26 protein-coding genes are annotated in these 26,207 nt (G+C 41.2%); 10 read left to right on the top strand and 16 right to left on the bottom strand.

What is annotated here, in order from left to right:
• Window positions 1-15 precede the first annotated feature (15 nt).
• Window positions 16-420 carry an NIL domain-containing protein gene (locus tag H6G74_RS15545; RefSeq protein WP_190593574.1) on the top strand — a complete coding sequence of 135 codons (405 nt, stop codon included), beginning with the start codon at window positions 16-18 and terminating at the stop codon, window positions 418-420.
• Here the strand turns inward: H6G74_RS15545 and H6G74_RS15540 are convergent.
• On the bottom strand, window positions 417-1,484 hold the full coding sequence (locus tag H6G74_RS15540; RefSeq protein ID WP_190968533.1) for a DUF3616 domain-containing protein: 1,068 nt from the start codon (window positions 1,482-1,484) through the stop codon (window positions 417-419). The two genes, H6G74_RS15545 and H6G74_RS15540, sit on opposite strands and share 4 nt — an antisense overlap.
• Window positions 1,485-1,726: 242 nt before the next feature.
• Here H6G74_RS15540 and H6G74_RS15535 point away from each other — a divergent pair, with 242 nt between their 5' ends.
• Entirely contained in the window at window positions 1,727-2,695 is a 969-nt protein-coding gene (locus H6G74_RS15535) for a CHAD domain-containing protein (protein WP_190968532.1), read from the top strand.
• 36 nt (window positions 2,696-2,731) lie between these two features.
• On the opposite strand, the gene H6G74_RS15530 is transcribed toward H6G74_RS15535, so the two are convergent.
• Window positions 2,732-3,367 carry a hypothetical protein gene (locus H6G74_RS15530; protein ID WP_190968531.1) on the bottom strand — a complete coding sequence of 212 codons (636 nt, stop codon included), beginning with the start codon at window positions 3,365-3,367 and terminating at the stop codon, window positions 2,732-2,734.
• A 529-nt stretch (window positions 3,368-3,896) separates the two neighbouring features.
• Here H6G74_RS15530 and H6G74_RS15520 point away from each other — a divergent pair.
• Entirely contained in the window at window positions 3,897-4,616 is a 720-nt protein-coding gene (locus H6G74_RS15520) for a TerC family protein (protein WP_190968529.1), read from the top strand.
• 63 nt (window positions 4,617-4,679) lie between these two features.
• On the opposite strand, the gene ndk is transcribed toward H6G74_RS15520, so the two are convergent.
• A complete protein-coding gene (gene ndk, locus H6G74_RS15515) occupies window positions 4,680-5,129 on the bottom strand; it encodes a nucleoside-diphosphate kinase (RefSeq protein WP_190590567.1) in 450 nt (149 codons plus the stop codon).
• Between the two features lie 263 nt (window positions 5,130-5,392).
• Here ndk and speA point away from each other — a divergent pair, with 263 nt between their 5' ends.
• Window positions 5,393-7,411: a biosynthetic arginine decarboxylase gene (gene speA, locus H6G74_RS15510; RefSeq protein ID WP_190968528.1), complete on the top strand. Its 2,019-nt coding sequence runs from the start codon at window positions 5,393-5,395 to the stop codon at window positions 7,409-7,411.
• A gap of 78 nt (window positions 7,412-7,489) precedes the next feature.
• Here the strand turns inward: speA and H6G74_RS15505 are convergent, their stop codons facing one another.
• From H6G74_RS15505 to H6G74_RS15495, 3 genes are all read right to left on the bottom strand, one after another.
• Complete coding sequence (locus H6G74_RS15505; RefSeq protein ID WP_190968527.1) at window positions 7,490-8,659, bottom strand: sugar phosphate nucleotidyltransferase; 1,170 nt, start codon at window positions 8,657-8,659, stop codon at window positions 7,490-7,492.
• A 260-nt stretch (window positions 8,660-8,919) separates the two neighbouring features.
• Complete coding sequence (locus H6G74_RS15500; RefSeq protein ID WP_190968526.1) at window positions 8,920-9,747, bottom strand: segregation/condensation protein A; 828 nt, start codon at window positions 9,745-9,747, stop codon at window positions 8,920-8,922.
• Between the two features lie 220 nt (window positions 9,748-9,967).
• Window positions 9,968-11,062, bottom strand: coding sequence for an AI-2E family transporter (locus H6G74_RS15495; RefSeq protein WP_190968525.1), 1,095 nt, complete (start codon window positions 11,060-11,062; stop codon window positions 9,968-9,970).
• Between the two features lie 126 nt (window positions 11,063-11,188).
• Here H6G74_RS15495 and pdxH point away from each other — a divergent pair, with 126 nt between their 5' ends.
• A complete protein-coding gene (pdxH, locus tag H6G74_RS15490; protein ID WP_190968524.1) occupies window positions 11,189-11,833 on the top strand; it encodes a pyridoxamine 5'-phosphate oxidase in 645 nt (214 codons plus the stop codon).
• A 43-nt stretch (window positions 11,834-11,876) separates the two neighbouring features.
• Here the strand turns inward: pdxH and H6G74_RS15485 are convergent, their stop codons facing one another.
• From H6G74_RS15485 to H6G74_RS15475, 3 genes are read right to left on the bottom strand one after another with little or no spacing between them, the layout of a single operon-like run.
• Window positions 11,877-12,293: a hypothetical protein gene (locus H6G74_RS15485; RefSeq protein ID WP_190968523.1), complete on the bottom strand. Its 417-nt coding sequence runs from the start codon at window positions 12,291-12,293 to the stop codon at window positions 11,877-11,879.
• Window positions 12,290-13,132 (bottom strand): FAD-binding domain-containing protein, encoded by an 843-nt coding sequence (locus H6G74_RS15480; protein ID WP_190968522.1) that lies wholly within the window; start codon window positions 13,130-13,132, stop codon window positions 12,290-12,292. Before H6G74_RS15480 ends, H6G74_RS15485 begins: the two co-directional genes overlap by 4 nt.
• Window positions 13,133-13,171: 39 nt before the next feature.
• A complete protein-coding gene (locus H6G74_RS15475) occupies window positions 13,172-13,606 on the bottom strand; it encodes a cyclic nucleotide-binding domain-containing protein (protein WP_062286916.1) in 435 nt (144 codons plus the stop codon).
• An 856-nt stretch (window positions 13,607-14,462) separates the two neighbouring features.
• Between H6G74_RS15475 and H6G74_RS15470 the strand changes: the two genes are divergently transcribed.
• Window positions 14,463-14,870 (top strand): peptidoglycan-binding domain-containing protein, encoded by a 408-nt coding sequence (locus H6G74_RS15470; RefSeq protein ID WP_190968521.1) that lies wholly within the window; start codon window positions 14,463-14,465, stop codon window positions 14,868-14,870.
• Between the two features lie 201 nt (window positions 14,871-15,071).
• On the opposite strand, the gene H6G74_RS15465 is transcribed toward H6G74_RS15470, so the two are convergent.
• Entirely contained in the window at window positions 15,072-17,351 is a 2,280-nt protein-coding gene (locus H6G74_RS15465; protein ID WP_190968520.1) for an FUSC family protein, read from the bottom strand.
• A 715-nt stretch (window positions 17,352-18,066) separates the two neighbouring features.
• Here H6G74_RS15465 and H6G74_RS15460 point away from each other — a divergent pair.
• Both H6G74_RS15460 and H6G74_RS15455 read left to right on the top strand, forming a co-directional pair.
• On the top strand, window positions 18,067-19,368 hold the full coding sequence (locus H6G74_RS15460; RefSeq protein WP_190968519.1) for a cytochrome P450: 1,302 nt from the start codon (window positions 18,067-18,069) through the stop codon (window positions 19,366-19,368).
• A gap of 235 nt (window positions 19,369-19,603) precedes the next feature.
• On the top strand, window positions 19,604-20,695 hold the full coding sequence (locus H6G74_RS15455; protein WP_190968518.1) for a site-specific integrase: 1,092 nt from the start codon (window positions 19,604-19,606) through the stop codon (window positions 20,693-20,695).
• A gap of 37 nt (window positions 20,696-20,732) precedes the next feature.
• Here the strand turns inward: H6G74_RS15455 and H6G74_RS15450 are convergent, their stop codons facing one another.
• From H6G74_RS15450 to H6G74_RS15440, 3 genes are all read right to left on the bottom strand, one after another.
• Complete coding sequence (locus tag H6G74_RS15450) at window positions 20,733-21,137, bottom strand: hypothetical protein (RefSeq protein ID WP_190968517.1); 405 nt, start codon at window positions 21,135-21,137, stop codon at window positions 20,733-20,735.
• Window positions 21,138-21,595: 458 nt separating this feature from the next.
• Window positions 21,596-22,081 (bottom strand): hypothetical protein, encoded by a 486-nt coding sequence (locus H6G74_RS15445; RefSeq protein ID WP_190968516.1) that lies wholly within the window; start codon window positions 22,079-22,081, stop codon window positions 21,596-21,598.
• On the bottom strand, window positions 22,071-22,328 hold the full coding sequence (locus H6G74_RS15440) for a hypothetical protein (RefSeq protein WP_190968515.1): 258 nt from the start codon (window positions 22,326-22,328) through the stop codon (window positions 22,071-22,073). Before H6G74_RS15440 ends, H6G74_RS15445 begins: the two co-directional genes overlap by 11 nt.
• Window positions 22,329-22,417: 89 nt before the next feature.
• Here H6G74_RS15440 and H6G74_RS15435 point away from each other — a divergent pair, with 89 nt between their 5' ends.
• On the top strand, window positions 22,418-23,056 hold the full coding sequence (locus H6G74_RS15435; RefSeq protein ID WP_190968514.1) for a hypothetical protein: 639 nt from the start codon (window positions 22,418-22,420) through the stop codon (window positions 23,054-23,056).
• A 50-nt stretch (window positions 23,057-23,106) separates the two neighbouring features.
• On the top strand, window positions 23,107-23,319 hold the full coding sequence (locus H6G74_RS15430; protein WP_190968513.1) for a hypothetical protein: 213 nt from the start codon (window positions 23,107-23,109) through the stop codon (window positions 23,317-23,319).
• A gap of 68 nt (window positions 23,320-23,387) precedes the next feature.
• Here H6G74_RS15430 and H6G74_RS15425 read toward each other — a convergent pair whose 3' ends face one another.
• The 3 genes from H6G74_RS15425 to H6G74_RS15415 all read right to left on the bottom strand — a co-directional run bounded on the left by H6G74_RS15425 (window position 23,388) and on the right by H6G74_RS15415 (window position 26,049).
• Window positions 23,388-23,603 carry a hypothetical protein gene (locus H6G74_RS15425; protein WP_190968512.1) on the bottom strand — a complete coding sequence of 72 codons (216 nt, stop codon included), beginning with the start codon at window positions 23,601-23,603 and terminating at the stop codon, window positions 23,388-23,390.
• A gap of 471 nt (window positions 23,604-24,074) precedes the next feature.
• Complete coding sequence (locus tag H6G74_RS15420) at window positions 24,075-25,817, bottom strand: VapE domain-containing protein (RefSeq protein ID WP_190968511.1); 1,743 nt, start codon at window positions 25,815-25,817, stop codon at window positions 24,075-24,077.
• Between the two features lie 82 nt (window positions 25,818-25,899).
• On the bottom strand, window positions 25,900-26,049 hold the full coding sequence (locus tag H6G74_RS15415; protein ID WP_190968510.1) for a plasmid mobilization protein: 150 nt from the start codon (window positions 26,047-26,049) through the stop codon (window positions 25,900-25,902).
• Window positions 26,050-26,207: the final 158 nt, after the last annotated feature.

Genomic DNA, 26,207 nt, shown 5'->3' with positions numbered 1-26,207 from the left:
TACCTGCTTAAACCTGTGAAAAAACGAGTTACTCTGACATTTCCTAAGCGTGCCATTCAAATGCCTGTAACCTATGTACTGGCAAAAGATTTTAATGTAGCTGCCAATATTATCCGCGCCCAAGTCGCCCCCAATCAAATCGGTAAATTGGTTGTGGAACTCTCAGGAGATATTGATCAGTTAGATGCAGCAATTGAATGGATGCGATCGCGTCACATTGGTGTATCTTCCAGTTTGGGAGAAATTGCCATTGATGAAGATATCTGTGTTGACTGTGGCTTATGTACTGGGGTATGTCCCACAGAAGCACTGAGTTTGCATCCAGAAACATTCAAGCTCACATTCACGCGATCGCGCTGTATTGTTTGTGAACAGTGTATTCCGACTTGTCCTGTGCAAGCGATTTCTACTAACCTTTAACTTAAGGAGAATATATCGGCTGTGACGCTGCGATCGTCAATTAACCTAGTTTCATCTGGAGAATCATAAACCACTAACAGCGAAGGCGCTCCTAAAATATCTTGAAATAAAGTCATTCCCTCAGCATGATCATTGCGATTTCCATAAGGAATTTCTTGCATAAGCTGTGGATAATTGAGCAGATTTTCTGAAGATTTCACACCATTTTGCCAACGATAAACTTGCACTGGGCCATCTAAATCCATTGTTGGCCCAGCTAAAATCAATAAATCTTCCCCATCCAGACACAAATCACGAATTCCTAAACCATTCAGCCAGAGGAAATGTTTTTTGTATTCTTTCTTTTCTTCACCAATTGGGATGAGTTTCATCCATCCCGGACTAGAGTTTTGTAGTTCAATTTCCAAAACTATTGCCCAACCTCGTAATACAGGGCCACGCAAACCTAAAAAAATCTTATTTTGATAAATAGCTAACCCTTCAATATCAAAGCCATTATCCTTACCAGGAATTGCAGCTTGAATAAATGCACCCAAATGAGGGTCATTTACTAAAGCAGACATTAGTAAATTGCCTTGTTGTGTAATTTCTAGTTTGGCAGAAGTTAACTGTAAATTTGCATCTTGTGGATGTTGACAAGCAGAAACTAAGTCGCCATTTATTAAAGGGATTCTGCCTAAGATATAACGATTAGGTTCGGTTTCAATTTTTGCCAGTCTCGCAACATTTTTTTGATCAGACTTGTCAGGTTTTGGTTTTTTGCGCTTGTAACTATGGGAACCGACTAACCATAAATAATAATCTGTATACGCCAATCCTTCAATATCAATTTCTTCATCTTCTGAAGCAGGTAATTTTAGAAAATCTGAGACTTTATATTGTTGGTGTTCGGCAAATTTATTTTCTTCACTCAAAGTTAGTCTTTCCAAGGTAGAAGTTTCATCTGAGCCTAACCATAAATGTTTATCAGGTGTTAGCATTACTCCTGAAATATCTGTTCTGTATTCTCGAAAACTTTCAGTAAATGTGAGAATAACTTGCTTGATGATCTGTGAGTTTGGCATTTTTATGATGAATATTTTTTGTGATTACAGTAACTATCCAAGATAATGACAGCCATTTTAATCAGTATTAGACAAAAATCTCTATAAACTCACTTTATTTTTAGATTCATCTCAAAATAATGCTAATATTAATACTCATCATTATAGTTATCAAGTTTAAAAAAACTATCTGGAGATAGATGGTTTTTTTAAACTGATGCTAGTATGCAATAACCCTAATCAGTAACTAGTTGCTATTAATTATGAAACTAGCCACCAAACCCACAGTTAAAACACTAGGCGAATACGCTTACCAAGCAATTCAAAAGCATTTTAATAAAACTTTAAAGTACGAAAAAACTGTTAAAAAAGATGAAGATCCTGAAGCATTACATCAAATGCGTGTAGGGATGCGCCGTCTCCGTACCGCAGTGAATCGGTTTGATATTGTACTAGATTTGCCAAAGCCAGCAAGTGATAAAAATATTGGTAAAATTGCTCGTCGGCTAGGTAGCCTCAGAGACTTAGACGTACTCAAAGAAAGTTTAGAACAGCTTTACCAACCAAAACTACCACATAAGGAACAAAAATCTCTACATAAAGCTTTTCAGGCTTTAGCAAAACAACGAGAAGTTGCATTAGCTGATGTGTTGAATACACTCAAAGATGAGCCATATAAATCTTTTAAACAAACATTAGAAGAATGGTTAGAAAAACCCCACTATCAATCTTTAGCTACTCTGCCAATTCAGCAAGTATTACCAGATTTACTCTTACCAGAAGTCAGTGTTTTCTTTCTCCATCCAGGGTGGTTAGTGGGAACTCAAGTTACCGAGTCTGAAGTGAAGATTCGCAGTGATTGGCAAGCTGAAAAAATAGAACAACATTTAACCAGTAAAGGTGAGACGATTCATGATTTACGCAAACAAGCAAAACGTTTGCGTTATCAAATGGAATTATTTGCTGAATTATATACAGACGCTTACACAGGGTACATTGCGGAAATAAAAAGCATACAAGATATTTTAGGGAGCATTCAAGATAGTGTGGTGATGGGACAGTGGCTGACAGATGTTTTTAAGTCAGAATTTAATAGTCATCTGCCTACTTTAGCTAACTTATTAGCCGAACATCGTCACCAATTATGGCAGCAGTGGCAACCGTTACAAGAAAAATACTTGATAGTAGAAAATCGACATAATTTTCATTTAGCCATCTTACAGCCAGCGTAAAATTTTGGGAGTGATTTTATCTGATTGTTTCTGTGACTAACGAGGAGTTAAACTAATAGGAGCTTCAAGGGATAGGACATAAACACTGCTTTGGGGAATTTGTACAATCCGGGTGTTTTCTGCGGAACGTAAACCTGTCAACAATCCTACAGCACTGCCTAACATAGCTCCTCGATCAAATTGCTCAGGATCTCCTTGGCTGATAAAGCCTAAAGTACTGCCGCCAATTCTCCCCCAAACCGAACCATTTTCGATCGCCTTATCATTAGCTCGCACATGGGTAATGGTAGTACCAGGAATCACTTGACTAGAGGCTTTGATGGTAACAATTTTGCCGTTAATCACTAAAGACTGTGCTATAATCTTTGCCCCGCCTTCTTTGGGTTTTAAAACTATACTGACTGGGGTATTTTCAGGCGCGATGATATTGCCTTGAGCATCTTTAATGGCACTAGCCAAAGGAAGAGTCAGAGGATAATCTTTTTTCTGCCCAACATCGATGGTAACAGGTGCAGGAAAAGCCACAATAATTGCGGTATCTTGAGGAATGGTAATTTCAGAACTGATTGCTTGTGGTTGCACAGTGGGAACTGGTTGAGCATAAGTAGGTAAGGTAACTGTACCTAATAAAGAGATAGAACAAGCAAGGCTGAGTAAAAGATGTGTTTTCATAACTGTTTTCCTTTGAATGTGAGTGTTTAGTGTGTGGGTTTCGTCCCTTCACTCAATCAATAGGTTTGGGTTGATGAGTTTATGCAGCTTGTCAGACCAGTACAACAAGGAAAAAGTAAAAAGGCAAAAGGCAAAAGAAAGAACCTTGATAACACAAGGCTTTTAGCAATTCTTTATGGTCACTGAGTTTCGGCTACGCGGTAGTTGAATCTCGACTTCGCTCGATTACCACGTAGCCGAACTGTGGTTTATTTATTTACGCCAACCTGTTATCTATCTCCCTTGTCTCTCTTATCTCTTGGTTGATATCTCAAATAGAATTGCCATATCTTCCATCCAGCTTCTAGCGATCGCTGCTGAATTTCTGTATTCTTAATACTACATTGAAATAAAAATGTAAAATACTTAGATGCGATCGCCACGATTATGCAGCTTTTACAAGTTAAGCTGGATAAGAGTAGCGATTGATTGCGCTTTTTATAGAAAAAAACATTCTGTTAGTTTTTATTTTTAGCTTGAGAACCCCGGAATGCTAGACAGCATATTTGATTATCTCCACTTTCATTTCAGCGTAGAAGCCCCTATAGTCCTGCTAATTCTGGTGTTTTTAGAGGCGGTGCTATCGGCTGATAATGCGATCGCCCTCGCTGCGATCGCCCAAGGATTAGAAGACAAAGAATTAGAACGTAAGGCGCTAAACTTTGGTTTAGTTATTGCCTACGTGCTACGAATTACCCTAATTTTGACCGCTACTTGGGTACAAAATTTCTGGCAATTTGAACTTTTAGGTGCTGCTTACCTGCTGTGGCTCGTATTCCAACACTTTACCTCTGAAGAAACAGAAGACTCTCACCATCATGGGCCGAGGTTTAAAACTGTTTTACAAGCCATTCCGGTAATTGCTTTTACAGACTTGGCATTTTCCTTAGATAGCGTCACCACCGCGATCGCAGTTTCCCAAGAAAGATGGTTAGTCTTAACAGGTGCCACCATCGGGATTATTACACTGCGATTTATGGCTGGCTTGTTTATTCGTTGGTTAGATGAATATGCCAACCTCGAAGACGCAGGTTATGTAACTGTGGCGTTCGTGGGTTTGCGTTTGCTCTTAAAAGTGATCAACGATGATTTAGTACCACCAGAATGGTTAATGATCACTGCGATCGCCCTGATTTTAGCTTGGGGCTTTTCTAAACGGAATCCCGCTCCATTACCCCAAGCCGAACCGGAGAAAACAGAAGTAAAGTAAAAAGTAAAAAGGCAAAAGTAAAAAGAAATTTTTTACCTTTTTACTTTTGACTTTTAACTTATTCTATTCGTGCAACCAAGGGAAAATATGTGGTTGCCAATTAACTAACTCTTCATCTTTAAACCACAAAGCAACTTCCTGTTGTGCAGTTTCGGGAGCATCGGAACCATGAATTAAGTTGCGTCCAATATTAATCCCAAAGTCGCCGCGAATTGTGCCTGGCTCTGCTGTTAAGGGATTGGTTGCACCGATAATTTTTCTTGCAGCCGCAATGACACCATCACCTTCCCAGACCATCGCTACAACTGGGCCAGAAGTGATAAATTCGACTAAACTACCAAAAAATGGGCGTTCCCGGTGAACACCATAATGTTGTTCCGCCAATTCTTTACTTACTTGGAGAAACTTCAACCCCACCAGGGTAAAACCCTTAGTTTCAAACCGACGGATAATTTCGCCAACTAGTTTACGTTGTACACCATCAGGCTTAATTGCTAAAAATGTGCGTTCCAAAGCTGTCTCCCAAAACTTAATAAAGTTTTTATTTAGTCAAGTGTCCTTTGTCCTCTCTTACAAAGTTCTGAGCGGAGGAAGCCTCCGCTCAGACTTTGCGCTTTGTCAATTGTCCTTTGTTAATCAGGACAATTGACCAATGACCAATGACTAATGACAATTAACCAATCAGAGTTTATCTCAGAAATCATCACTGGGTGCATATCCATTACCAGATGAATGAGTTAAATTGTTTATTCGTGGGTGAAACACAGAGGTCAGAAATGGGTGTTGAGTCAACTGCTACATCTGATGAGGTGGTACAACTACCGTCAAATGGTCATAAATCTGAAGTGAAAAATCACAAGCAAAAAAAGTTATTACCACCAAGCACTGCCGCAGGCGATTTACCTCGTGCCTGGAAAATTGAGGATAGCGAAGCACTATACCGGATTGAAGGATGGGGACAACCTTATTTTTCAATTAACGCTGCTGGTCATGTGACTGTTTCCCCCAAAGGCGATCGCGGGGGTTCTCTAGACTTGTTTGAATTAGTCAATGCCTTAAAACAACGTAATTTAGGGCTACCTATGCTGATTCGCTTTTCCGACATTTTGGAAGACCGCATTGAGCGACTAAATGCGTGTTTTGCCAAAGCGATCGCTCGTTATAACTATCCAGGTGTTTATCGTGGGGTGTTTCCTGTCAAATGCAACCAACAACGGCATTTGATTGAAGATTTAGTCAAATTTGGTAAACCCCATCAATTTGGTTTAGAAGCCGGTTCCAAGCCAGAATTAATGATTGCTCTGGCTTTATTGGATACCCCAGGCGCATTGCTCGTTTGCAACGGCTATAAAGACCGGGAATACATCGAAACGGCAATGTTAGCCCAAAGACTAGGGCAAACCCCAATTATCGTTTTAGAGCAGATTGAAGAAGTTGATTTGGTAATTGCGGCTAATCGCCAGTTAGGGATTAAACCAATTTTGGGAGTACGTGCCAAACTCAGCACCCAAGGAATGGGACGCTGGGGAACTTCCAGTGGCGATCGCGCCAAATTTGGCTTGACAATGCCCGAAATTATCGAAGCTGTGGACAAATTGCGCGAAGCCGAGTTAATCGAGTCTTTGCAGTTGTTACACTTCCACATCGGTTCGCAGATTTCTGCCATCAATGTGATTAAAGATGCTATCCAAGAAGCCAGCCGCATTTATGTAGAGTTGGCGATGTTGGGAGCAGACATGAAATATCTCGATGTTGGTGGTGGCTTGGGTGTAGATTATGACGGTTCCCAAACCAACTTCTACGCCTCAAAAAATTACAACATGCAGAACTATGCCAACGATATTGTGGCAGAATTAAAAGATACCTGTGCAGAAAGACAAATCCCCGTACCAACACTGATTAGTGAAAGTGGACGGGCGATCGCATCTCACCAATCGGTACTGATTTTTGACATTCTCAGTACCAGTGATGTCCCCCTCCAACCCCCCGAACCCCCACAAGAGGGAGAATCACCAATTATCAATTACTTGTGGGAAACCTACCAATCAATTAACAAAGAAAACTACCAAGAATTTTTCCACGACGCAACCCAATTTAAAGAAGAAGCAATCAGCCGCTTCAACTTAGGCATTTTGCGTCTACGGGAAAGAGCCAAAGCCGAACGTCTGTATTGGGCTTGTTGTCAAAAAATTCTCGACATTACTAGACAGCAAGATTACGTACCCGACGAACTGGAAGACCTGGAAAAAATCATGGCTTCCATCTACTACTCCAACTTGTCGGTGTTTCAATCAGCACCAGATTGTTGGGCGATCGACCAGTTATTTCCCATTATGCCTATCCACCGCCTTGATGAAGAACCAACAAGGCGGGGAATTTTGGCAGACCTCACCTGCGACAGTGACGGTAAAATAGACCGCTTTATTGATCTACGTGATGTCAAATCTGTTTTAGAACTGCACACCTTCCAACCAGGCGAAGCCTATTACTTGGGAATGTTCCTCAATGGCGCGTACCAAGAAATCATGGGCAACCTGCACAACTTGTTTGGTGATACCAACGCCGTTCATATTCAACTCACACCCAAAGGCTATCAAATTCAACACGTCGTCAAAGGCGATACCATGAGCGAGGTAGTCAGTTACGTACAGTACGAATCCGAAGATATGGTGGAAAATATCCGCCAACGCTGCGAGAAAGCACTAGAAGAAAAACGCATTACCCTGGCAGAATCCCAAAGATTACTGCAAACCTACGAGCAAAGTCTCAGAAGATACACCTATCTGAACAGCTAGGAAGTAAAAAGTAAAAAGTAAAAAGGCAAAAGATTCGATTTTTTACTTTTGCCTTTTACCTTTTACCTTTTGCTTTCATTAACTTGTGCTTGTCCCCAGCAATTCTTCAATTGCTTGTCGTTCTAGAGGCGTGTGGACTGGTGGTGCTTGACGCGCATCAGTAATCAGCCAGTCTAAAGCAGCAGCTTGCACATCAATAGATGCGCCTGTTTTATCCACGCAATAACGACCAAACACCAACTTGTCAACTAAGCGGACACCAGGCCCCAAACGTGACCATTCAAAGATGACGCTATTATCTACAGTTGCGCCACTGCATATCCAGCAATTCGGGCCTATCATGGCTGGGCCAACGATTTTCGCCCCATCTTCAATTCTGGTCATCCCACCAATGTAAACTGGGCCAGTGATATCTACCTTGTCCCAATTGATCGCCACATTTAAGCCAGTGTAGATGCCAGGGGCGACCTCATGACCGGGAATTTGGACGTTTTTGATTTCACCCAGTAGTACCCCACGAATTGCCCGCCAATAGTCTGGTACTTTACCAATATCTACCCATTCAAAATCCATTGGAATGGTGTAAAAAGGCGCACCAATTTCTACTAGTTTTGGGAATAACTGGCTACCGATGTCATATTCAACTCCAGAGGGTATGTACTGAAATACCTCTGGCTCAAAAATGTAAATCCCTGTATTGATGTTAGTGCTGAGGGCTTCTTCTACTGAAGGCTTTTCTTGGAAAGCTTTGACGCGCCCATCTTCATCGGTAACTACTACACCATAACTAGAAACTTCTTCTAGGGGAACAGACTTGGAAATGATCGTAGCAATTGACCCTTTGGATTTATGCCACTTGACAGCAGCTGTTAAATCTAGGTCAATCAAAGCATCACCGCACAACACTACAAAAGTATCATCAAAAAATGGTGAGAAATCTTGGATACGGCGCATCCCTCCAGCAGAACCAATTGCTTCCCCAATTAGTTTACCTTCGTCGTCAATTTTTCCTTCAAAAGAGTAAGCAATCTGAACACCAAACCGTTGACCGTCACGAAAATAGTTTTCAATTTCCTCAGCCAAATGACTAACATTGACCATAATTTGATCAAATCCATGTTGGCGCAAAAGTTCTACCAGAAATTCCATCACTGGCTTTTGCAAGATAGGAATCATTGGTTTGGGAGTCGTGTAGGTAATAGGACGAACGCGAGTACCCTTACCCGCCGCGAGAATCATCGCTTTCATAAAATTTGTTCCTCAACCACAAGCCAGTTTACTTTCAACGAGTGATACTTAATCATCAGTTTTTATCTCTGTTCTAAGTAACTCCTAGAAACAGGGATAACAGTAATTTACTGGTTATTGCAACCATAGAGAGATAGACTAGAGGCGTAGACATAGCCCATCGCAGGCATCGCTAATATTCTAAATTTGCTAAAACTTAAAAAAATAGCTCCAGTATCTCTGTGTAACTTACATAATTATTTTTAATCTGAACTAGTAATTTAGTTTATTGGTTGTTCTACGGATTTTGGTATGTTAGGGGCATCTGTAATCAGCCTAATTTGGATTTCTTGGTAAAATTCCGCTTGAAATAGCTCGACTTTAGATTGAGCAGATAACAACAGTAAAGCCCAAAACACACCAACTAGGTGGCTGTGTTCTGACTCATGGTGAGAATTATTTTGCTGTGGTTGCTGGTTTTGAGACCATAATTGTACAAGCTGTTCCAGGGTGACATAACTTTGTTCTTGAAATAATTCTTGAGCAGCATTACGCAGTAACTCCTCCAGTTCTTTAGCAACTTCTGTGAGATTTTCTTGGTGAGCTAATTCTAGCGCCTGCCGCATCGTACGGACACTAGGCTGGCGCTTCACCCGCGCTGGCTTATCAACTTTTTGGACGAGTTTTAGCTGATTTGCCATCAGCTGCAATTGTTCAATTAATTCTTGCAGGGTGACACGTCGCTTAGGCGGTGGCATGGCCGAAGGGCGGCGGCGTAGCTGTAACTCTAATGGCAAACGACGCTGATGAGAGAAGCCATTTTCCAAATCAGTTATGCCGTCATCTTCTAAAATTTCTGGGACATCTCCAGCTGTTGACCATTGCATCAAGGTATTTGCTTTGAATAACACCAGCATTGATGCAGACAAAAAAGCTTGGCCAGATTGAGATAAATCGGCTTCGTAGCCTTTTGTTGTCGCCTCCGGTGCCATAAATTCTAAATAACGGTCAATTACCTCTATGACCTTGACATCCCAAGGGTCTATTTCCCCTCGTTCGGCTTGGTCAATGAGGAGTGTTATTGTCTCTAATAGCTCGGAAGCATCCATTCTGATTTCCGAATTATGAAAGTTGTGATTTGAGGTCGGTGAAACAAATCCCAGCAAGATACTCTAGTTAATTTAATTATTTATGGACAAACTAATATATCATTAGGTTTTTATACTGGTGTTTCAGCAAGATAACTTAATAGTGCTGAGTTTTGAGTGCTGAGTGCTGAGTAAAAAATTCTTCCTCTGCCCCTACTCCCTACTCCCCACTCCCCACTCCCTAATTTATCCGGTCTTCTGGTGGGTCGTGGGGGATGGTGAAAGTTGAGACGAAATTACCTCCTTTGTTAGTTTTGATGGCATCAAAGGTGCCTTTAATGGTGCCAGCGATGGGAACAGCCACCAGTGTACCTAACAATCCAGCAATTTCAAATCCAATCAAAATAGAAACAAAAATCCAAATGGGGTTGAGGCCAATAAAGTCACCAAGCAATTTGGGTGCTAAGAGATTATCTTTAATTTGTTGCATAATAATTGCGGCGATCGCAACTTGCACTCCTAACCAGCCGTTTTGCAGCATCACTAAAATTGTGACTAAACTAATTCCCAAAGTTGCGCCAATAAAGGGAATCAATTCTGATATGCCGATAACTATGGCAAATAATAAGGCAAAAGGCGCTTTCATCACAATAAAAATGGGGGTGAGAGTCACTATCATGAATAAGCCAAGTAACAATTGACTCAAGAAAAATCTTTGAAAATTTAGTTGTAGAGATACCGTCAAAGGTACGCCAATGTCAGATGGCAAAAGATTGATTAAACCGTACCAGACGCGATCGCCATACAAAAGCATATAAAATGCCAGTACAACCACCAGTACAATATTTAATAAGCCTGATAGCAAAGTCCCAGCCACACCCACAGCCCCAGATGCCAACTGCTGGACTATGTTTTGTATACTGGCATTGATTTGATTACTCAGTACTCGCAAATCTAAAGGCAAACGGCGCTTTTGGGCAAATGCTTCTAGTTGTTCTAGGTTGGTTTGACTAGCAGTTAACCAATCAGGAATTTTATTTAACAGTTGAATTGTTTGGTCAATTACTATTGGGACTAGAGTAACACCCAAAATCACCAACAAAGTCAATGTCAGCAACAAAACTATAATGACTGCCTGTGTACGTGTGATGCGGGCGCGTTCAAAAAACTTCACTGGGTAATTCAGTAAAAAAGCTAGAATCGCTGCAACACTCACAATCGTGATGGGATGCTTAAAATAGTTGAAAAGTATTGATAGCAGCCCAACATTGAGAGCGATAATCGGGCCGCTCAAACCGTAGAATAACAGAGTTTGCAGAGAGGCTGAACGGCGCATTGGATTTGATGCTTGAGAAGGTTCTGGAATAAATTTGGGCAACTGGCATTGATACCAGCCATGATTTATAGATATTTTTAACTAAGCCCTGTATAAGTGTATCTGTTATAGAGGAAATACATAACGATGAACACCACCATAGCTGATCTCCGCAAAGACTACACATTACAAGACTTAACTGAAACTGAAGTTGACCCTAATCCATTTATACAATTTAAAAAATGGTTTGAGCAGGCACTAGCAGCGCAATTACCAGAACCTAATGCGATGACTTTAGCTACTGCCACACCCGATGCTAAACCTGCGGCGAGAATGGTGTTACTCAAAGATTTTGATGAACGAGGTTTTGTTTTTTTTACTAATTACGACAGTCACAAAGGACAAGAACTCGCAGAAAATCCTCAAGCAGCTTTGGTTTTTTGGTGGGCAGAATTAGAACGCCAAGTACGAATTTGTGGTCATGTAGAAAAAGTGTCCGAAGCAGAGTCAGACAAGTATTTTGAAAGTCGTCCGCCTAATAGTCGTTTAGGTGCTTGGGTTTCTCATCAAAGCGAAGTTATCGAAAGCCGAGAACTGCTAGAAAAGCGAATGGAACTGTTTCAGAGTAAATATGAAAATCAAGAAGTTCCCCGTCCGCCTCATTGGGGAGGTTTAAGAGTCATTCCTTCTGAAATTGAGTTTTGGCAAGGTCGTCCTAGCCGACTACACGATCGCTTGCTTTATACTCTTTTAGATGATGGCAATTGGAAAATTGAGCGGTTATCTCCTTAGCGGTTGGGAGTAGGGAGTGGGGAGTAGGGTGAAAAGACTTTCATCATTCAAAAACATACTTTTCCGCGACCTTCCAATAGCGGGAAAAACGCTTTAAATCGATATAGCCGTCATATTCAAAAAATGGTTCCACGGCTAATACTTCCAATTTCACAGAACGTTCTATGTCATCGCAGATATCATCAAATCTCGGACTAGGACTTTCGGCTGTCACCACCAAATTAGCATTGTGTTCTTTGGCAAAGGCTAAAATTTCTTGGGCAACATTGCCGCGGCGAATTTCTACGGGCAATTCTAGCAAGCATTCATAAATAAAGGCGATGCGTTTCAGGCTTAATTGCCATTCTTCAATTAAAGCATCGTCCCACACCCAAATCGCCGGGGCATCGGGGTATTCTTGAAGTGTGGGGTTGGATGGACTGAGACAGTCGCCGTGTATCCAGATAATTGGTTGAGTCATTTTTTCCCTTTCTTGCCACGCTGCCAACTTTGACTATTTGGCTTTTTAGTAAATTCCCCTTTGGGAAACAAACGCTGTTCTAATTCTTCGTAGCTACCTTCAAAATCACAATGTCCGTATAGTGGGCATTTCTGACAATAGACACCTTTGGTATAGCGTTCTAAATTCTCGCGGTTGAAAAAATATGGTTTATGGCTAAATGTGCTGGCTACCCATTGCCAAGACATATTATTACTGGCAGGATCACCATCTAAAAGATGTTGTAAAAACCATTTAGCCCCGGCTTGCCAACGGATACGCCGCCAATGAATGATGTAAGCAGCTAACCACATCCGCCCGTGGTTGTGTAAGTAGCCAGTTTCTCGCAATTCTTGACTGAAACTGTCGATACAAACTCGCCCTGTGCTACCTGCTTGAATATCTTGGGGTAGTTCTGGGGCGTATTCTGAGACTGTGTAACCTGTTTTATATTCTTCTTGGTCTTGCCAGATGCCATCACCTAGCTTGACATACAATCGCTGCCAATAATCACGCCAGCCTAATTCGTTAATTAGTTTAGTGGCATCTTCTGGCTGTTTGACGTTATCCAGTACATATTCGCGGATTTCGGCTAGACTTAAAACCCCATAGCGAATATATGGTGAAAGTTTTGTGACTGCGCCTGTAAAAAAGTTACGGGTTTTACTGTAAGTGGCTGGGTCTACTTTTTGTAATGCTTTTTGGGCTGCTTTGCGTCCGCCAATAGTATTACTAATATGGTTGTCACGTTCTGCGGCTTGGGGAAATTGTTCGTGCAGATACGTTATCAATTCATCCCGACTAGTAAATTTACGTAGCATGAATAATAATTCAAGTGTATTAATCCCAATTTTATAAGACTATGAATGAGTTACTTCAACACTCTCATTCAATCTGCGGATGAGCCGTGATAACTCACGAATGATGTTGACGGCAATTTCGGGAGTTTCTTCGATTGCGTCATAAAGTTGTTCTTGTGTGAGTTCTAAGCATTCACAAGGTTCGATGGTGGTAGCAGTGGCAGAACGAGGCTGTGTATCAAATACTGCCATCTCACCAAAGTATTTTCCCTGCTCTACTTCTGCGAGAAATTTATTACCAATGTGGACTTTAACTCTACCTGATACCACTATATAGAGCGATCGCCCTTCTTCACCCTGTCTAAAAATTGTATAATTTGCCGGAAATGACAATTCGTGCATTACTGAAGTTAGCCGCACAATAAAATCATCCCGCAATTCTTTAAAAATCGGGACTCGGCGCACAAATAATAATCGGTCAACACTACTCAGCATAATTAAGAGTTAAGATACACCCACACAACATAATCGGGCAGTTTTGGGATTTTTGAATATGCGATCGCCATATTAACCGATAAAAATTGTAACTATAGCAGAAGGCAGCCTCTATGAGACAAATTTCATAGTCAAGTATGAAGGAGGGACTAGAGGCTAGTACAATAAGGCAAAAGGAAAAAGGCAAAAGAAACAGGACTTACGCAAAAATTCTCAAAAAGCTTAATTTATCGTAGACGCGAAGCGGCTTCCCGCAGGGTACCGCCAAGTCGCATTAGACGCGCAAGCGGCTTCCCGCAGGGTAGAACGCCAAGAAATCGTAGAGTCTGCGTAAGTCCTAAGAAAGACAAGAATAGTGATACCACAAGCTTTTTAGCAATTCCAGATGATTACTGAGCATGGTCGAAGTGTGGTCTGTTTATTTCCATCGACCTGTACTAGAAGCTAGTGATCAGTTTTGTAGAGACGTTGTATACAATTAGCTTATCTACGATTATAAACATATAATAAGGCACAATGAGGCCGCAGGTAGCAGGGGGTAAGGTAGGCAGAGAGGGTTTTCAGCTTTTCTCACCTCTGATCTGAGAATGCAGCTTCATAGAATATTACTAATTGTGAGAAAATTTCAAATAAACTTTTAACCATCTCCAGCCTGAATTTGTGCGACACAATCATTAATATACAGTTCATGGTTTTGTCATAATTTTGCAATAATTTTGTCAATCAGATATGTGATGCTAAAGCTCTGGAAAGATATTCCAGTTACTAATAAGAGTTTAATTAGGTCTTGCAACTGATTTAATTTACTCTGCAAATCAAAATTGCTAAATGCTTCATCATTAAGTAGGAAAAAACTATGAATTGGAAAGTAATTGCGTTAGTCCCAGCTATAGCTTTAGCTACTACTTTACCTGCATATTCTGTCACTAAAGAGAAAACCACAAATCCCACCACCACAACTCATGTAACACAGCCTCATACCCAACCAAATAACACTGCGAAAAAAGCTACTCCAGTCCAAAAAGCTAATGCTAAACATAAACCAACTAATGTAGCCCAGCGTAGTAATATCCTGATCATTGGTAGCAGAGGAGAGGCTGTGAAAAATGTGCAGAATTTGTTAAAACAACAGGGTTTCTATACAGCCGATGTTAACGGTGTATTTGACAAAAATACACGCGCAGCAGTAATTAAATTTCAAAAATCTAAGAAATTAAGAGCAGATGGCATTATTGGTAGTAGAACTTTAGCAGCACTGCAATAATTAGCTAATAATTCGTTTCAGCCAAATTTATCGAGACGTTGCACGCAACGTCTCTACTTTTTATGGAATACTAAAGATGCACTACACAAATATTGGTGTGTACACATAGCCCTTATCTCCCTTGTCCTCCTTGTCTACCTTGTCTCTCATATTCAGATATTAAATAGGACTGCTATATCAGCAATAAATTGTGAACTATATTCAACTTTGCCAACGAGCAATTACACAGTGAATTACTTTAATTTCATTAATAATGCGTTCTAGTTCTGTAGATAAAGTAGTTTGTTCTCGCACTGCTTGTAATGTAGGAGTTAAAGTGTGAGAATGTCTAGGAATTTCTGATAAACGAGCAGTATGTAACTGCTCAATTTGATTGTGAATAACTTCGAGATAATTATCTAATGGCGGTAATGGCTGGGGTTGCTTTTTTTGTTGGAGACTATCTGCTAGGTTTTCTAAAATCTGCACAATAGTATCTGTAATTTGTGGGAGTTCTGTAAATTGATACTGCCCGCTAAATTCGCGCAGATGTTCGGCTAAGGTTGTCACTGAACTGAAAAAGCCACGAATGTATAAAATCAAAGTCATGACAGGTTCAATTTCACCTTGGACGTGACGAGGTTCACTAAATAATCTTTGGGCTGCGGCGGTGGCGTTGGCATTTTCTAATGCTGCTTGATGGCGTAAGTTATTAATAGAAGTCAATACATTTTGTTCTGAATCAAGATAGTTAGCAATAACTTGCTGAAAGTAGGCTAGATTAGCGCGAATCGTCTTTTCTAATTGTGTAGGAAGTTTTTGCCGTTCCCAACTGGGAAATAGTAAATAGCTGCCAGCTAAGGCTAAAACACCGCCAAATATGCTATCTATAATTCGCTCAACTCCTACTTGCCAGCCACCTGCACTAATTAAATTAAGTAATAAGATAATGGCAGGAGTCAGCAAGATGGTAAATAGGCTGTAGCTTAAAGGTCGCACCGACATAGCCATAAATACCAACAGCAGTAAACAAAATGCGATCGCATTTTGGTTCTGCACTAATAAAATCAGCCCAATCCCCATCATTCCGCCTAAAATCGTACCCAGGACTCTCTGCACCGTTGTTTCAGAAGTGCCGCCAAAGTTGGGTTTAAGTGCCACTAAAGCCGTTAAAGTAATCCAGTAACCTCTGGGTAGTTGCAAAATTGCGGCGAGAAATTCGGCAAATGTGGTAATTAGTGCTAAACGTAAGGCATGGCGAAAGGTTAAGGAATCAAAGGTGAAGTTATTTCGCAACGTATCAATAATTACACCAGAATTTGACTCAGGCAGCGTAGAAATATCTGCTTGTGGAATCAGACGCTGTTTTCCTTGGTTGTAATCTGCCACAATCTCGGCATCAGTTTGTATTTGCTGGGCAAGATTCATCAAACTGCTGGTAATTTGCCGCAGATGAACTAAATCGCCATAGTCCTCTGTTTGGGGATTAGTTGTAGTGAGAATCTGAGAACGGAGAACTTGCCATTGGTGTTGTAGTGCTTCAACTGTACGATGTAAATCGCCTAAATGAACTGAGTTTTTGCCTTTAGCGATCGCTTTTGATAACATTTCTAGAGCAATTACCAATTGTGCGATCGCTTGTTGAATCTCGGTCTGTAAGTGAGAAAATAATTGATGTGCAGATGCGATCGCTAAAAGTTCATTTAATGCCACAATCCCATTGAGAATTTGATTGACATCTTCAATCAACACCAATAAATTATTTTCCTGCTGATTAGCGCCTTTCTGCACAGTCCATCTTGCTGTCCACAAACTCCGCGCCGCAGTTAAATTCTGAATTACAGCATCCTGCGCTGGCAAAAATCGTTCTGTCCACGCCTGAGTATCTTGGTAATCAAAGACTCTCTCTTTTACTAAGTCCACAAATTGACTCAACGAGAGATAACAGTTAGCCACAGCTTGCCTGACAAGATCATGAGGTTGTACCGCCCAAAAGCCCAAAGACAGTAAAATTGTCCATGTTCCCCCAGCTAGACATAGCAGACAATGTAAAATTAGAGTCGGAAAATTGGTAAATGTCGCAAATTTAGCCAAGGCAATTACAAACATAATGGAAGTCACCAAGCTAACAGATGCGGCGACATTGCCATACAAACCCGCTAAACCTGCGATAAATATCACAACAAACGTCGCCGGGATAGCCAACCAAAGATGACTGCTAACCAGACTAGCAATCACAAATACTAACGTCACTGCAACAGTAGCAGCAATCATCGCCCTTAATTGCTGGCGGTAAGTACCATCAACATTTACCATCCCCACAAACCAAGCCGCCATAGTCGCAACTGCACTTGCAGCCGCATTCCCTGTCACAATTCCTAACCCAATAGGAACACCCAAAATCAACAGACTCCGAACACCAGAGAAAATAGCGGGTTTTCCTGGCTTGAGTTGAAACTGTTGCAACAACCAACGAAAAGGACGTTTATTTGTGGATGGCATTATGCTGATGACGGCTAGAAAAATCCAGTTTGATTACTGACCTATTGTGCAGAAATCAGCGCCACCAGGGGATATCTCTCAGGGATTAAAATGTTGAGCGCATATCACACCTGAGAATTTTCATTCTAGGTGGGAATAGCTTCAATATGAAAATTTTCGACTTCTACAGCAATCCTAAATAACGCCGTGTGCAACTTTCTTTCAAACCTAACCCCCAATCCCTTACACCAGTTGCTACAACGAACCCCTGCAACGCACTGGCTCCCCTACGAGGGAAAGGGAGCAAGACTCAAAGCCTCTCTCCGTTTCGGGGAGAGGTTTGGAGAGGGGTTTCAAAAATAAGTTGTACATTGCGTTAAATAATTTATAAACATCTCTCTCCCCTGTCTCCCTCGTCTCTCCAGCTTCTTTTTTTCATATCCCAAATATGACTGCTACATCTTCCCGATCTCTAGGTAATGCGATATTAATTAATTTGGCACAGCGACAAATAAAAATACACTGTACATCATTCCATAAGTAGAAATTGTATAGCACGTATATCTTTTGCTCGACAGAGGTAAATTATTTATTAATCTTTTACAGTGGGGGGATCGCCAACTCTAAATCAGGAGCAAACTATTCATAGTTTAGTTGCAAAGACTTTTGTGGGTGGAAAAACTTCAAAATGCCTAAATAAATCCTACTCCGCAAACATCGTAATCTCCTACTAATTATGCATCCACCTATTACCCCATTAATTCCCCCAGAGCGTTTAGGATTGAATGCAGAAGATAACCAAAGTGGTTTAGCAAAACGCAATCAATCCCTAACTTATGACTTATTTGCACCAGAAATAATTGCTAATCCCTATCCATTGTACAAACGTATCCGCGAAGAAGATCCAGTTCACTATGAAGCATCTTTGGGCTACTGGATTTTAACTCGGTATCAAGATGTAGAAACTGCCTTGCGAGATGAGCGGCTTAGTGCTAACCGACGGACTTTGTTTATTCAGCAATTGGGCAATCTAGATGTCAGTTTGATTCAAAACTTTTTGCAACTGACGGGTAACTCGATGATCGAAAAAGATCCGCCTGATCACTCGCGGATGCGAAAACTAGCGAATCAAGGCTTTACCACCCGTGCTTTAGAAAGCTGGCGGGGCATTATTCAAAAAACGACTGATACCTTATTAGATCAAGTGCAACATCAGGGTTATATGGATATTGTCTCTGACCTATCTGTACCCTTACCTAGCTTAATTATCGCCAAGATTTTTGGTGTACCAGAAAGCGATCGCCCTAATCTAATTCAGTGGGCAACGGATACCAGTTCTTTCTGGGGCGCTCCATCTGGTAACAATATAGAAGAATTGGCACGGAAAGCTGATACTAGTGCTGCTCAATTCACGGCTTTCATTAACCAACTCGTAGCTGAACGCCGTCAAAAACCAGGAACAGATATGATTAGCTTGCTGACAATGGCTTACACAGAGCAAAACCTGGATTTTGCAGAATTACCTTCTCTGTGCATTCTCATTCTCAATGCTGGCCGTTCAACTACTACTGATTTAATCCCCAATGGGGTATCAGCTTTGCTCAATCATCCCCAACAGCTACAGAAACTCAAGGATAATCCCACCCTCATGTCATCAGCGATTGAAGAAATCATCCGCTATGACAGTTCGGTGTCCTTTGTATTTCGCATTGCCAAAGAAGATATAGAAATTGGTGGTCAAAAAATCCCCGCAGGTAGTGTGATTGCTTTGGGATTAGGAGCAGCTAATCACGACCCAGCAAAATTTACTCTAGCAGACAATTTTGATATTGAGCGATCGCCTAATGAACATTTAGGGTTTGGGCCTGGTATCCATTTCTGTCTAGGTGCAGTTTTGGCTCGGATGGAATTAAATATTTGCTTCTCTACTTTGCTGAAACGGTTCCCAAATCTTCAGTTTGATTCGACAAGACCCGCCCTTCCCCGTCGTAGTACCTTAGTTTTTAAGGGATTTGATGCTTTACCTGTGCGGTTTTAGTGAATAATGCGTTAAGAGTTGAAGGTAAAAAAATATAAGATAACGCCGTTGTACAGTGACAAATTACGTGGCGTTGACACAAATTAGTATCATCAAGTTAATGGACAAATGGAGAATAGGAGACTCGAACCCCTGACCTCTGCGGTGCGATCGCAGCAAGCCTAAAGGGTCAAACCTTCACCTGTTGAGGTTCCCTAACTGTCTTGATGATGCCTTTAGGACATCACTAGGACAGATGAGAGAGATTAAGCCAGTTAATAATAATGGGTCTATTCAACTTAAGTTTTCCTTTGGCGGTAAAAGATACAGTTTTAACCCAATCCCAGGTAGCCACTATGATGATAAAAGGGATATCGCAACAGCCAAAGCGATCGCTACCCAAATACAGAATGATATCCTAGCCGGACACTTTGATAGTTCCCTTAATCGCTACAGATTGGAACCCAAGGCAACCACTAAGGCACAGCCTAAGACCTTACTAGAACTCTGGGATGCTTGGGTAGAGTCCCTAGAACTATCTCCAGCCACCCAAGCCAATCATTACAAATGGGTTAGGCGCATGATAGCCAAGGCTAACCCAGGATTAACCGATACTAACTGGCTGACTCAGGCTAATATTGCACCTAAGACTTATAGGAACCGCCTAAGCATGATTAAGGCTTGTGGTAAATGGGCAGTAACTAAAGGCTGGCTGGAAGTTAACCCCTATGAAAGCCTTAAGCCTCAGAAAGACAACCCCAAGGAAATCAAGCCATTTACCCAGACAGAGATTAGAGCCATACTGGCTGGCTTTGATGAACTAGCGCCACATTACAGCCCCTTTGTGCGGTTCCTAATGGCTACCGGGGTTAGGACTTCTGAGGCTATAGGTTTACTCTGGGGTCATGTAGATTTTGATAGGTCAGAGATAATCATTAAGGAAAGCTTACCTAAAGACCTAACAGGTAATGGCTACCGCAGGGTTAGGAAGGAAACCAAAACAGGTAATATCAGGTATTTACCAATGTCCTTAGAGTTACAGGCGCTCTTATTATTCCTTAGACCATCTAAGGTTAACCCTGATACCCTAGTTTTCACTACCCCTCAAGGCTGCATAATAGATGCTGATAACTTCCGGTGTAGGCAATGGGCTAAGGTACTGAAAGCCCAAGGTATACCCTACAGGAAACCTTACACCACTAGGCACACAATGGCTAGTCATGCCATAGATCAAGGTATTCCTATCACTGGTGTAGCTTACTTATTAGGGCATAGTGATAATACTATGGTCATGAGAAACTATGGTCACATGATTAATAGACCTAACCTACCAAGTGTACCTATATAAGCTATAAAGCCCTTAGTGATTACTAGGGGCTTTATGGTTAACCTTTGATGAAATCTAGCCAGCTATCTAAGGGTTTAAACAAGTGCCTGGGGACTGCATAGGATAACTCTTGAGCCTGGACTCTTAGCCAGCTTGTCTCTCTAGTTAACCTATCCGCCTCAGTGACCCTAGCTTCCCCTGTGTTGCGATCGATGGCGACTATGAAGTGAACAGGGAACTTATAACTCTCCCATCTGGTTGCAATACCGCCTACTAAGATGTTATGCTGTTGGAATATATTAGCCTTGGTTTTGACCTCTAGGTTATACCCTTTGCCATTGTGGATAACTCGGATATCCCTTTGGAACTGTGAATAGAGGTTTGGGGCTAACTTAGACTGATCGCGGTTTCTCCAGTTATCCGGGTCAGCCTTGTAGTTAAAATAGACCGCTCGGTAGGTCATATACTGGTCTAGGTGGATTACCTTGTTTAATCCCTGTGTCTTTAGGTATTCAGCTAGGCTATATTCCCATGAGTTACCACAGGCTAGGCAATCGCCAAAGGAGTCTCTATGATAACTAGAGTCTCTACTTGCGCCATTAAGCGCAATATGTGTTATAATGGTCATTAGAGTATTTTTAAGTTTGATAGTCCCTTGGGTAGCTGCTAACTACTCAAGGGCTTTGCATTAGGACATGAGTAAGCACATCTGTCCTTACTGGATTTAGTCAAGTAAGAAATAAGTAAGAAAGACCAGAGCTACCCAACCATAAACCTAGTAACCATAAGGATTCTAGGAGCCTCGACTGCCTAACCTGCTTGCTCAGTCGAGCCTATTTCTTACTTTAAAGATGATAATGATTCTTATTTCCATCTCTTTAAAGGTTTCGATAGCCATCGAAATAGTTAGCTGATGATTAGCTAATCCGCCTCTGGCAACCCTAGCGATTCCTCTAAGCTCTCAAGGGTTATTTGTACCTGTACATTAGGCTCTGGTAGTCCTTCTCTCTCCTGTCTGTCTCTAATAATCCTGTTAGCTACATCCGACCATTCTCTAAGCTCTCTAGAGATTCTTAGGCTCCCTGTTTCCTGGTATTTCTCATAAAGACTATCCGCCATGTCGCAAGATATCTCTAATAACCTCTGTTGCCTCTGGTCAGAACTTAAACCATCCTCAGATACCCGCTTGGCTATCTTCTTAGGTATATATACCTCTGAGCTTACTGGCTTTGCTGGTTTCCTAGAGTGCTTAAAGTGGTTATAAACCATCTGAGGGGTAGCCGAAACACCCAAGGTTCCCAAGTAATCCGCTAAGGCTGAGGCAGGTAAACCCATACCTACCCGCTTATTAAACTCCTCTAACTGCCCAGGGTCTAACTTACAGATTGGGCATTTCCTACTTGCCATTAGCCTTAACCTCCTGTAGCTGACTAATCAGTTCATCTAACCCGCTTAAGAAGTTCTCAGGCTCCAACCCTTGGAGGTATTCTAGGCAATCATGGTAAGCCTTAGCCTGACTGTTGGACATCCTAGCCAGCTTTAAAACTTCCCTAATCACTTCAGTTATGGTTAACCCTGATTTAGCTGATAAACCATCTAGCCATTCCCGATCGCTGTCAGTTAAGCGAATAGTAACCCTGTTATCCTTAGCCATCTTAATAATCCTCTAGTAGTTCTCTAGGTATTTTGTCAGCCAAAGTAGGTTGACAAAATCTAGTTAGATAAACTCATAAAGGAAACAATATGAACTTAGAACAAAGGATTAAAGAACAGGCAGCTCAGTTAGCAGCTTTAAAGGCTGAGAAAGATAAACAGGAAGCTGAGAAAGCTAAGGCTAAGGCTTTTGAATGGAACTCGAAGTTTAAGCTAGTTAAGTTCTTAGAACAGTACCTAGATAGCCATATTAGACTAGGTAAACTTAACCCTGATATCTTCTTCGATGTCTACAGAAAGTATAAGGAAGTCTATCAAGACCAAGATGATCAACTGAGTTTCTTTGTAGCTACTGTTATTAAGCTGATCAGTCATCCTTGGTATGGGGTTGAATGCTCTACCGCATTTATTGGTAATGGTGGGTTACTGTACAAAGGTAAGCAGTACCAAGACCCTCAGAAGTTGTACCTAGAGATTGTTTTTAATACCATTTTAGGGGAACTAGCTAATGACCCCTTTGGTACTGATGTATGGTTCTATGAGTTACTTAGCCTGCATTTTGAAGACCCTACAGCATTCCCAGCCTATGCCCAGATTGGGGAAGTAAAGACCAGAGTATTACCATTACTGAAGCGGATCATTGAGACTGAACAGGCTACCCAGGAGTTGCCTGAACTGTCTGAGTTGACTACTGATGATGCCTTATATATCCAGAGCTTATTTAGTTAGGTGCTAGGGGTTCCTGGGAACCCTTTTAAATATTACTTAAGGACAGATAAATGATTATTAATGAAACCCTGAAAGCCTCTTTAGACCCTGAACTACTCCAGCGCATTCAAGAGTTAGCCAAGGTTGCTGATGAGTCCCTAGATACCTGCCTAGAGGTTGCCTTATGGAGACTCATTCCAACCCTTAAGGAAGTAGCTGTTACTGGTTATAAACTCTCAGGCAAAATCTCAGAAGCTGATAAGGTTAACCTGCTGACTGATTAGGGATATATACAGTAAATACTTAAGGTTAACAAGACCCCTTTAGGTTTCTGGAGGGGTTATTTAATGGGTTACATAGTGACAAACATATCCCAGAGTAACTCTAAAACCCCTAGGTTATCTAGTACATTTACCAAGTATTCTTCCCCTGACTCCATAACTATATTATACTGGGAAGCATCAGTATAATCATCATCGGTCAAGTCATCATCGGCTACCTCTACATAGTCGATATCTTGCATATCTATTTCGACTTCTAAGCCATCGGTAGTAACTATGGTAAACATAATAGATGTGTCTTAGTATACTAGTATGCTTTAGTATACCCTATTACCTTAGCTGTGTCTGTGACTAGTATAGGTCATCCATTATGCCTCGGTTATTTTGAGTTCCTTTTGAGTTCCTTTGAGTTCCTTTGAGTTCCTTTGAGTTCCTTTTTGAGTTCCCTTGTAATCCTTACAGGGTATAGGTTCTAGCCATTTGAGTTCCATAGTTCCACTTTTTTTCTACATAAGTCTCCAGGGTGTATCTGTAGCCCCCTTATTAGTTACCTTTTACCTCCCAGAAAGTTTGTAAAAATAATGGAACTCAGGTAACTCAAAAAGCTGTATTAGTTATCCTATAAGGATTACAGGCATTTTAAAAAGGAACTCAAAGTGGAACTCAGAGTTCCAAAAAGGAACTCAAGGGGTTAAAAGGAACTCAAAAAGAACTCAAATAAAAAGCCCCTTGGTAGGGGCTAAGGTAACTAGATAAGTTTAGAAGTAGCTATTAATGTCATCATCCTCAATGCTCACATCCGGGTTAACCTTGGGTGCATCTGGTAACAGATTAGGAACTTCAGGAGCCTTATTAACTTCCCTAGCCCCCTTAGAATCAGCTTGTCTTCTATATGCTGGTTTATCCTCTGGGTAGCTACCTTTTAAGTAGTTATGGTAGGCATCTAGGATTTTTTCTCTAGATACAGGGTATGGTTTATTATCTTCAGGGGTAGTAAGGTACATAACAGGTTTCCCAGGTTGCTTACCATCTAGTAATCTAGGTCTACCTTCTTGATATCCCCTTTCAGCCTTAAGAACATCCTTGATGTGGTCAGCTATATACCTCTTCTTACTCTCAATCTCATTACCTATAACTGCTAGGATATCAGAGGCTTTAACCGCCAAAGATGGGTAAGCTTGCTCCAAGACATCCATTACACCCTCAAGCGCATCTAACCAAGGCTCCCTAGCCTTGTAATCAGCTTGGCAAGCTACTAGTAAACTCTCTTCAGTCTTACTTAAGTAGTTGCGATAATGTTGGGTGTTCCCTGCTTTCATCTGACCATAAGCCCACTTATAAAACCCCCAGAAATCAGCCCAGTTACTAGTTACCCAATCAATATCAATAACTTTCCTAACTTGTACAGGGAATATTCGGCGATCACCTAAATAATCCTGAAGTAACCCTATGGTGTTAGTGGTTCCAAATAGTACACAGGTTCTCTCCCAGTCCTTAGCTACCCGACCATAGGAAGCGCGATATGTATCAAAAGTACTGGTAATAGCTTCCTTAAGATCATCAGAGTTAGTCCCTCTAAATGCGCTATCACATTCATCCAGGTTAACTATAATCTTTCCTCTTAGCTTCTCAGCTTCCTTTTTATCAGACTTCAGGGTTCTTAACTGCACATAATACTTAGGGGTGGTTTCTTTAGACTCTGGGTTTTTAGCCAGAGTTCTGAGTAATGTGGTTTTCCTTAGACCTTTCTCAGTGGACATTAGAACTAGCATGTGATCATGTGGGCATCCTGGCTCATAGGTTCTAGTCATAACCCCTATGAACTGCACCAACCATAAAAACTGCTGTAACTCCCTATCATCCCCTGTAATATACTCACAAAGTCTATGAGGGTCAAAACCATGTTTTGAGTTAAACTCTTCAGGGGTTAAAGGGGTTATTTTATCGATCTGTTCCTTCCAGGGGTTTATTTTGCGGTCTCTTAAGTAGTTCAGTAGTAAAGAGATGAACTGTTCCTTATTATTCATCTCTAGCCCTAAAGCCCTTCTGTATGTAATCCAGGAATCATGATAGAGGTCTTCAGGGTCTATTACTCTATCGCCTAGCTCAATATCCTTGGTTAAGCTATTAATCCTATAACCCGCGCCTAACTCCCCGGATGCCCACATATCAAAAATCAGAGCATCCCTACCCAGCTTAGAGTTATTGTGGTAGGCAAAGTAAATAACATTTCTAAGCTTCTGCACTATACTTAGATTACTTTGGCTAGATTTAGTGTCGCTACATCTAGACTTATCCATCCCTGAAGTAGAATCATGAATAACATCTGGTCTAATAATATCCTCGCCTACATTAGAGGCTATCTTTCTTAACTGAGAGTACCCTAGAGAAGTTACAGTTAACTTCTTAATAGCTTCCTTTTCATCCTCATTAATGGTGGGGTTATACCAGTTGATATCAAAGCTTGACTGACTATAGTTATCTGTGCTATCATGAAACATATCTGAATCCTTTGGGCATCTGCCCTAATGTGTTTAATCTGAATATTGGGCTTAGGGTTAACTAGCTGGTTACTGGTTAACCCTATTTGGTTTCTTGGGGTTGTACTGGGAACCCTAAAGCAGCCAGTCGGATATATTCTGACTGCGAGTAACCAGCGATCGCCGCAAGCTCCTTAATCTTTGCCATTTCCTGTTCAGTAGCCCGGAAGTTAACCTTTAGTGTTCTAGTCATTCCTGTAATCCTCATTGACCTTACTACTAATAAACTGTCATTTCTTGATTGTCACCTAAACCCCTACCAAATAATCAGGGTTCTAGCCATTTAGGATAAACTCAGCTTATCTCTGGGTAGACTAAGGATAATAAAGGCTAATCTATAAATATTTCCCT

Origin of the sequence: Nostoc spongiaeforme FACHB-130 (genome assembly GCF_014698475.1) — a bacterium.
In the GTDB taxonomy this organism is placed as follows: Bacteria; Cyanobacteriota; Cyanobacteriia; order Cyanobacteriales; family Nostocaceae; genus Nostoc_B; species Nostoc_B spongiaeforme.
This window is presented reverse-complemented; position numbering and strand designations above follow the sequence as displayed.

Coding starts and splice junctions, on each gene's coding strand:
- H6G74_RS15540 (WP_190968533.1), bottom strand. CDS start 1,484: ATGCCAAACTCACAGATCATCAAGCAAGTTATTCTCACATTTACTGAA.
- H6G74_RS15535 (WP_190968532.1), top strand. CDS start 1,727: ATGAAACTAGCCACCAAACCCACAGTTAAAACACTAGGCGAATACGCT.
- H6G74_RS15530 (WP_190968531.1), bottom strand. CDS start 3,367: ATGAAAACACATCTTTTACTCAGCCTTGCTTGTTCTATCTCTTTATTA.
- H6G74_RS15520 (WP_190968529.1), top strand. CDS start 3,897: ATGCTAGACAGCATATTTGATTATCTCCACTTTCATTTCAGCGTAGAA.
- speA (WP_190968528.1), top strand. CDS start 5,393: ATGGGTGTTGAGTCAACTGCTACATCTGATGAGGTGGTACAACTACCG.
- H6G74_RS15505 (WP_190968527.1), bottom strand. CDS start 8,659: ATGAAAGCGATGATTCTCGCGGCGGGTAAGGGTACTCGCGTTCGTCCT.
- H6G74_RS15500 (WP_190968526.1), bottom strand. CDS start 9,747: ATGGATGCTTCCGAGCTATTAGAGACAATAACACTCCTCATTGACCAA.
- H6G74_RS15495 (WP_190968525.1), bottom strand. CDS start 11,062: ATGCGCCGTTCAGCCTCTCTGCAAACTCTGTTATTCTACGGTTTGAGC.
- pdxH (WP_190968524.1), top strand. CDS start 11,189: ATGAACACCACCATAGCTGATCTCCGCAAAGACTACACATTACAAGAC.
- H6G74_RS15485 (WP_190968523.1), bottom strand. CDS start 12,293: ATGACTCAACCAATTATCTGGATACACGGCGACTGTCTCAGTCCATCC.
- H6G74_RS15480 (WP_190968522.1), bottom strand. CDS start 13,132: ATGCTACGTAAATTTACTAGTCGGGATGAATTGATAACGTATCTGCAC.
- H6G74_RS15475 (WP_062286916.1), bottom strand. CDS start 13,606: ATGCTGAGTAGTGTTGACCGATTATTATTTGTGCGCCGAGTCCCGATT.
- H6G74_RS15470 (WP_190968521.1), top strand. CDS start 14,463: ATGAATTGGAAAGTAATTGCGTTAGTCCCAGCTATAGCTTTAGCTACT.
- H6G74_RS15465 (WP_190968520.1), bottom strand. CDS start 17,351: ATGCCATCCACAAATAAACGTCCTTTTCGTTGGTTGTTGCAACAGTTT.
- H6G74_RS15460 (WP_190968519.1), top strand. CDS start 18,067: ATGCATCCACCTATTACCCCATTAATTCCCCCAGAGCGTTTAGGATTG.
- H6G74_RS15455 (WP_190968518.1), top strand. CDS start 19,604: ATGAGAGAGATTAAGCCAGTTAATAATAATGGGTCTATTCAACTTAAG.
- H6G74_RS15450 (WP_190968517.1), bottom strand. CDS start 21,137: ATGACCTACCGAGCGGTCTATTTTAACTACAAGGCTGACCCGGATAAC.
- H6G74_RS15445 (WP_190968516.1), bottom strand. CDS start 22,081: ATGGCAAGTAGGAAATGCCCAATCTGTAAGTTAGACCCTGGGCAGTTA.
- H6G74_RS15440 (WP_190968515.1), bottom strand. CDS start 22,328: ATGGCTAAGGATAACAGGGTTACTATTCGCTTAACTGACAGCGATCGG.
- H6G74_RS15435 (WP_190968514.1), top strand. CDS start 22,418: ATGAACTTAGAACAAAGGATTAAAGAACAGGCAGCTCAGTTAGCAGCT.
- H6G74_RS15430 (WP_190968513.1), top strand. CDS start 23,107: ATGATTATTAATGAAACCCTGAAAGCCTCTTTAGACCCTGAACTACTC.
- H6G74_RS15425 (WP_190968512.1), bottom strand. CDS start 23,603: ATGTTTACCATAGTTACTACCGATGGCTTAGAAGTCGAAATAGATATG.
- H6G74_RS15420 (WP_190968511.1), bottom strand. CDS start 25,817: ATGTTTCATGATAGCACAGATAACTATAGTCAGTCAAGCTTTGATATC.
- H6G74_RS15415 (WP_190968510.1), bottom strand. CDS start 26,049: ATGACTAGAACACTAAAGGTTAACTTCCGGGCTACTGAACAGGAAATG.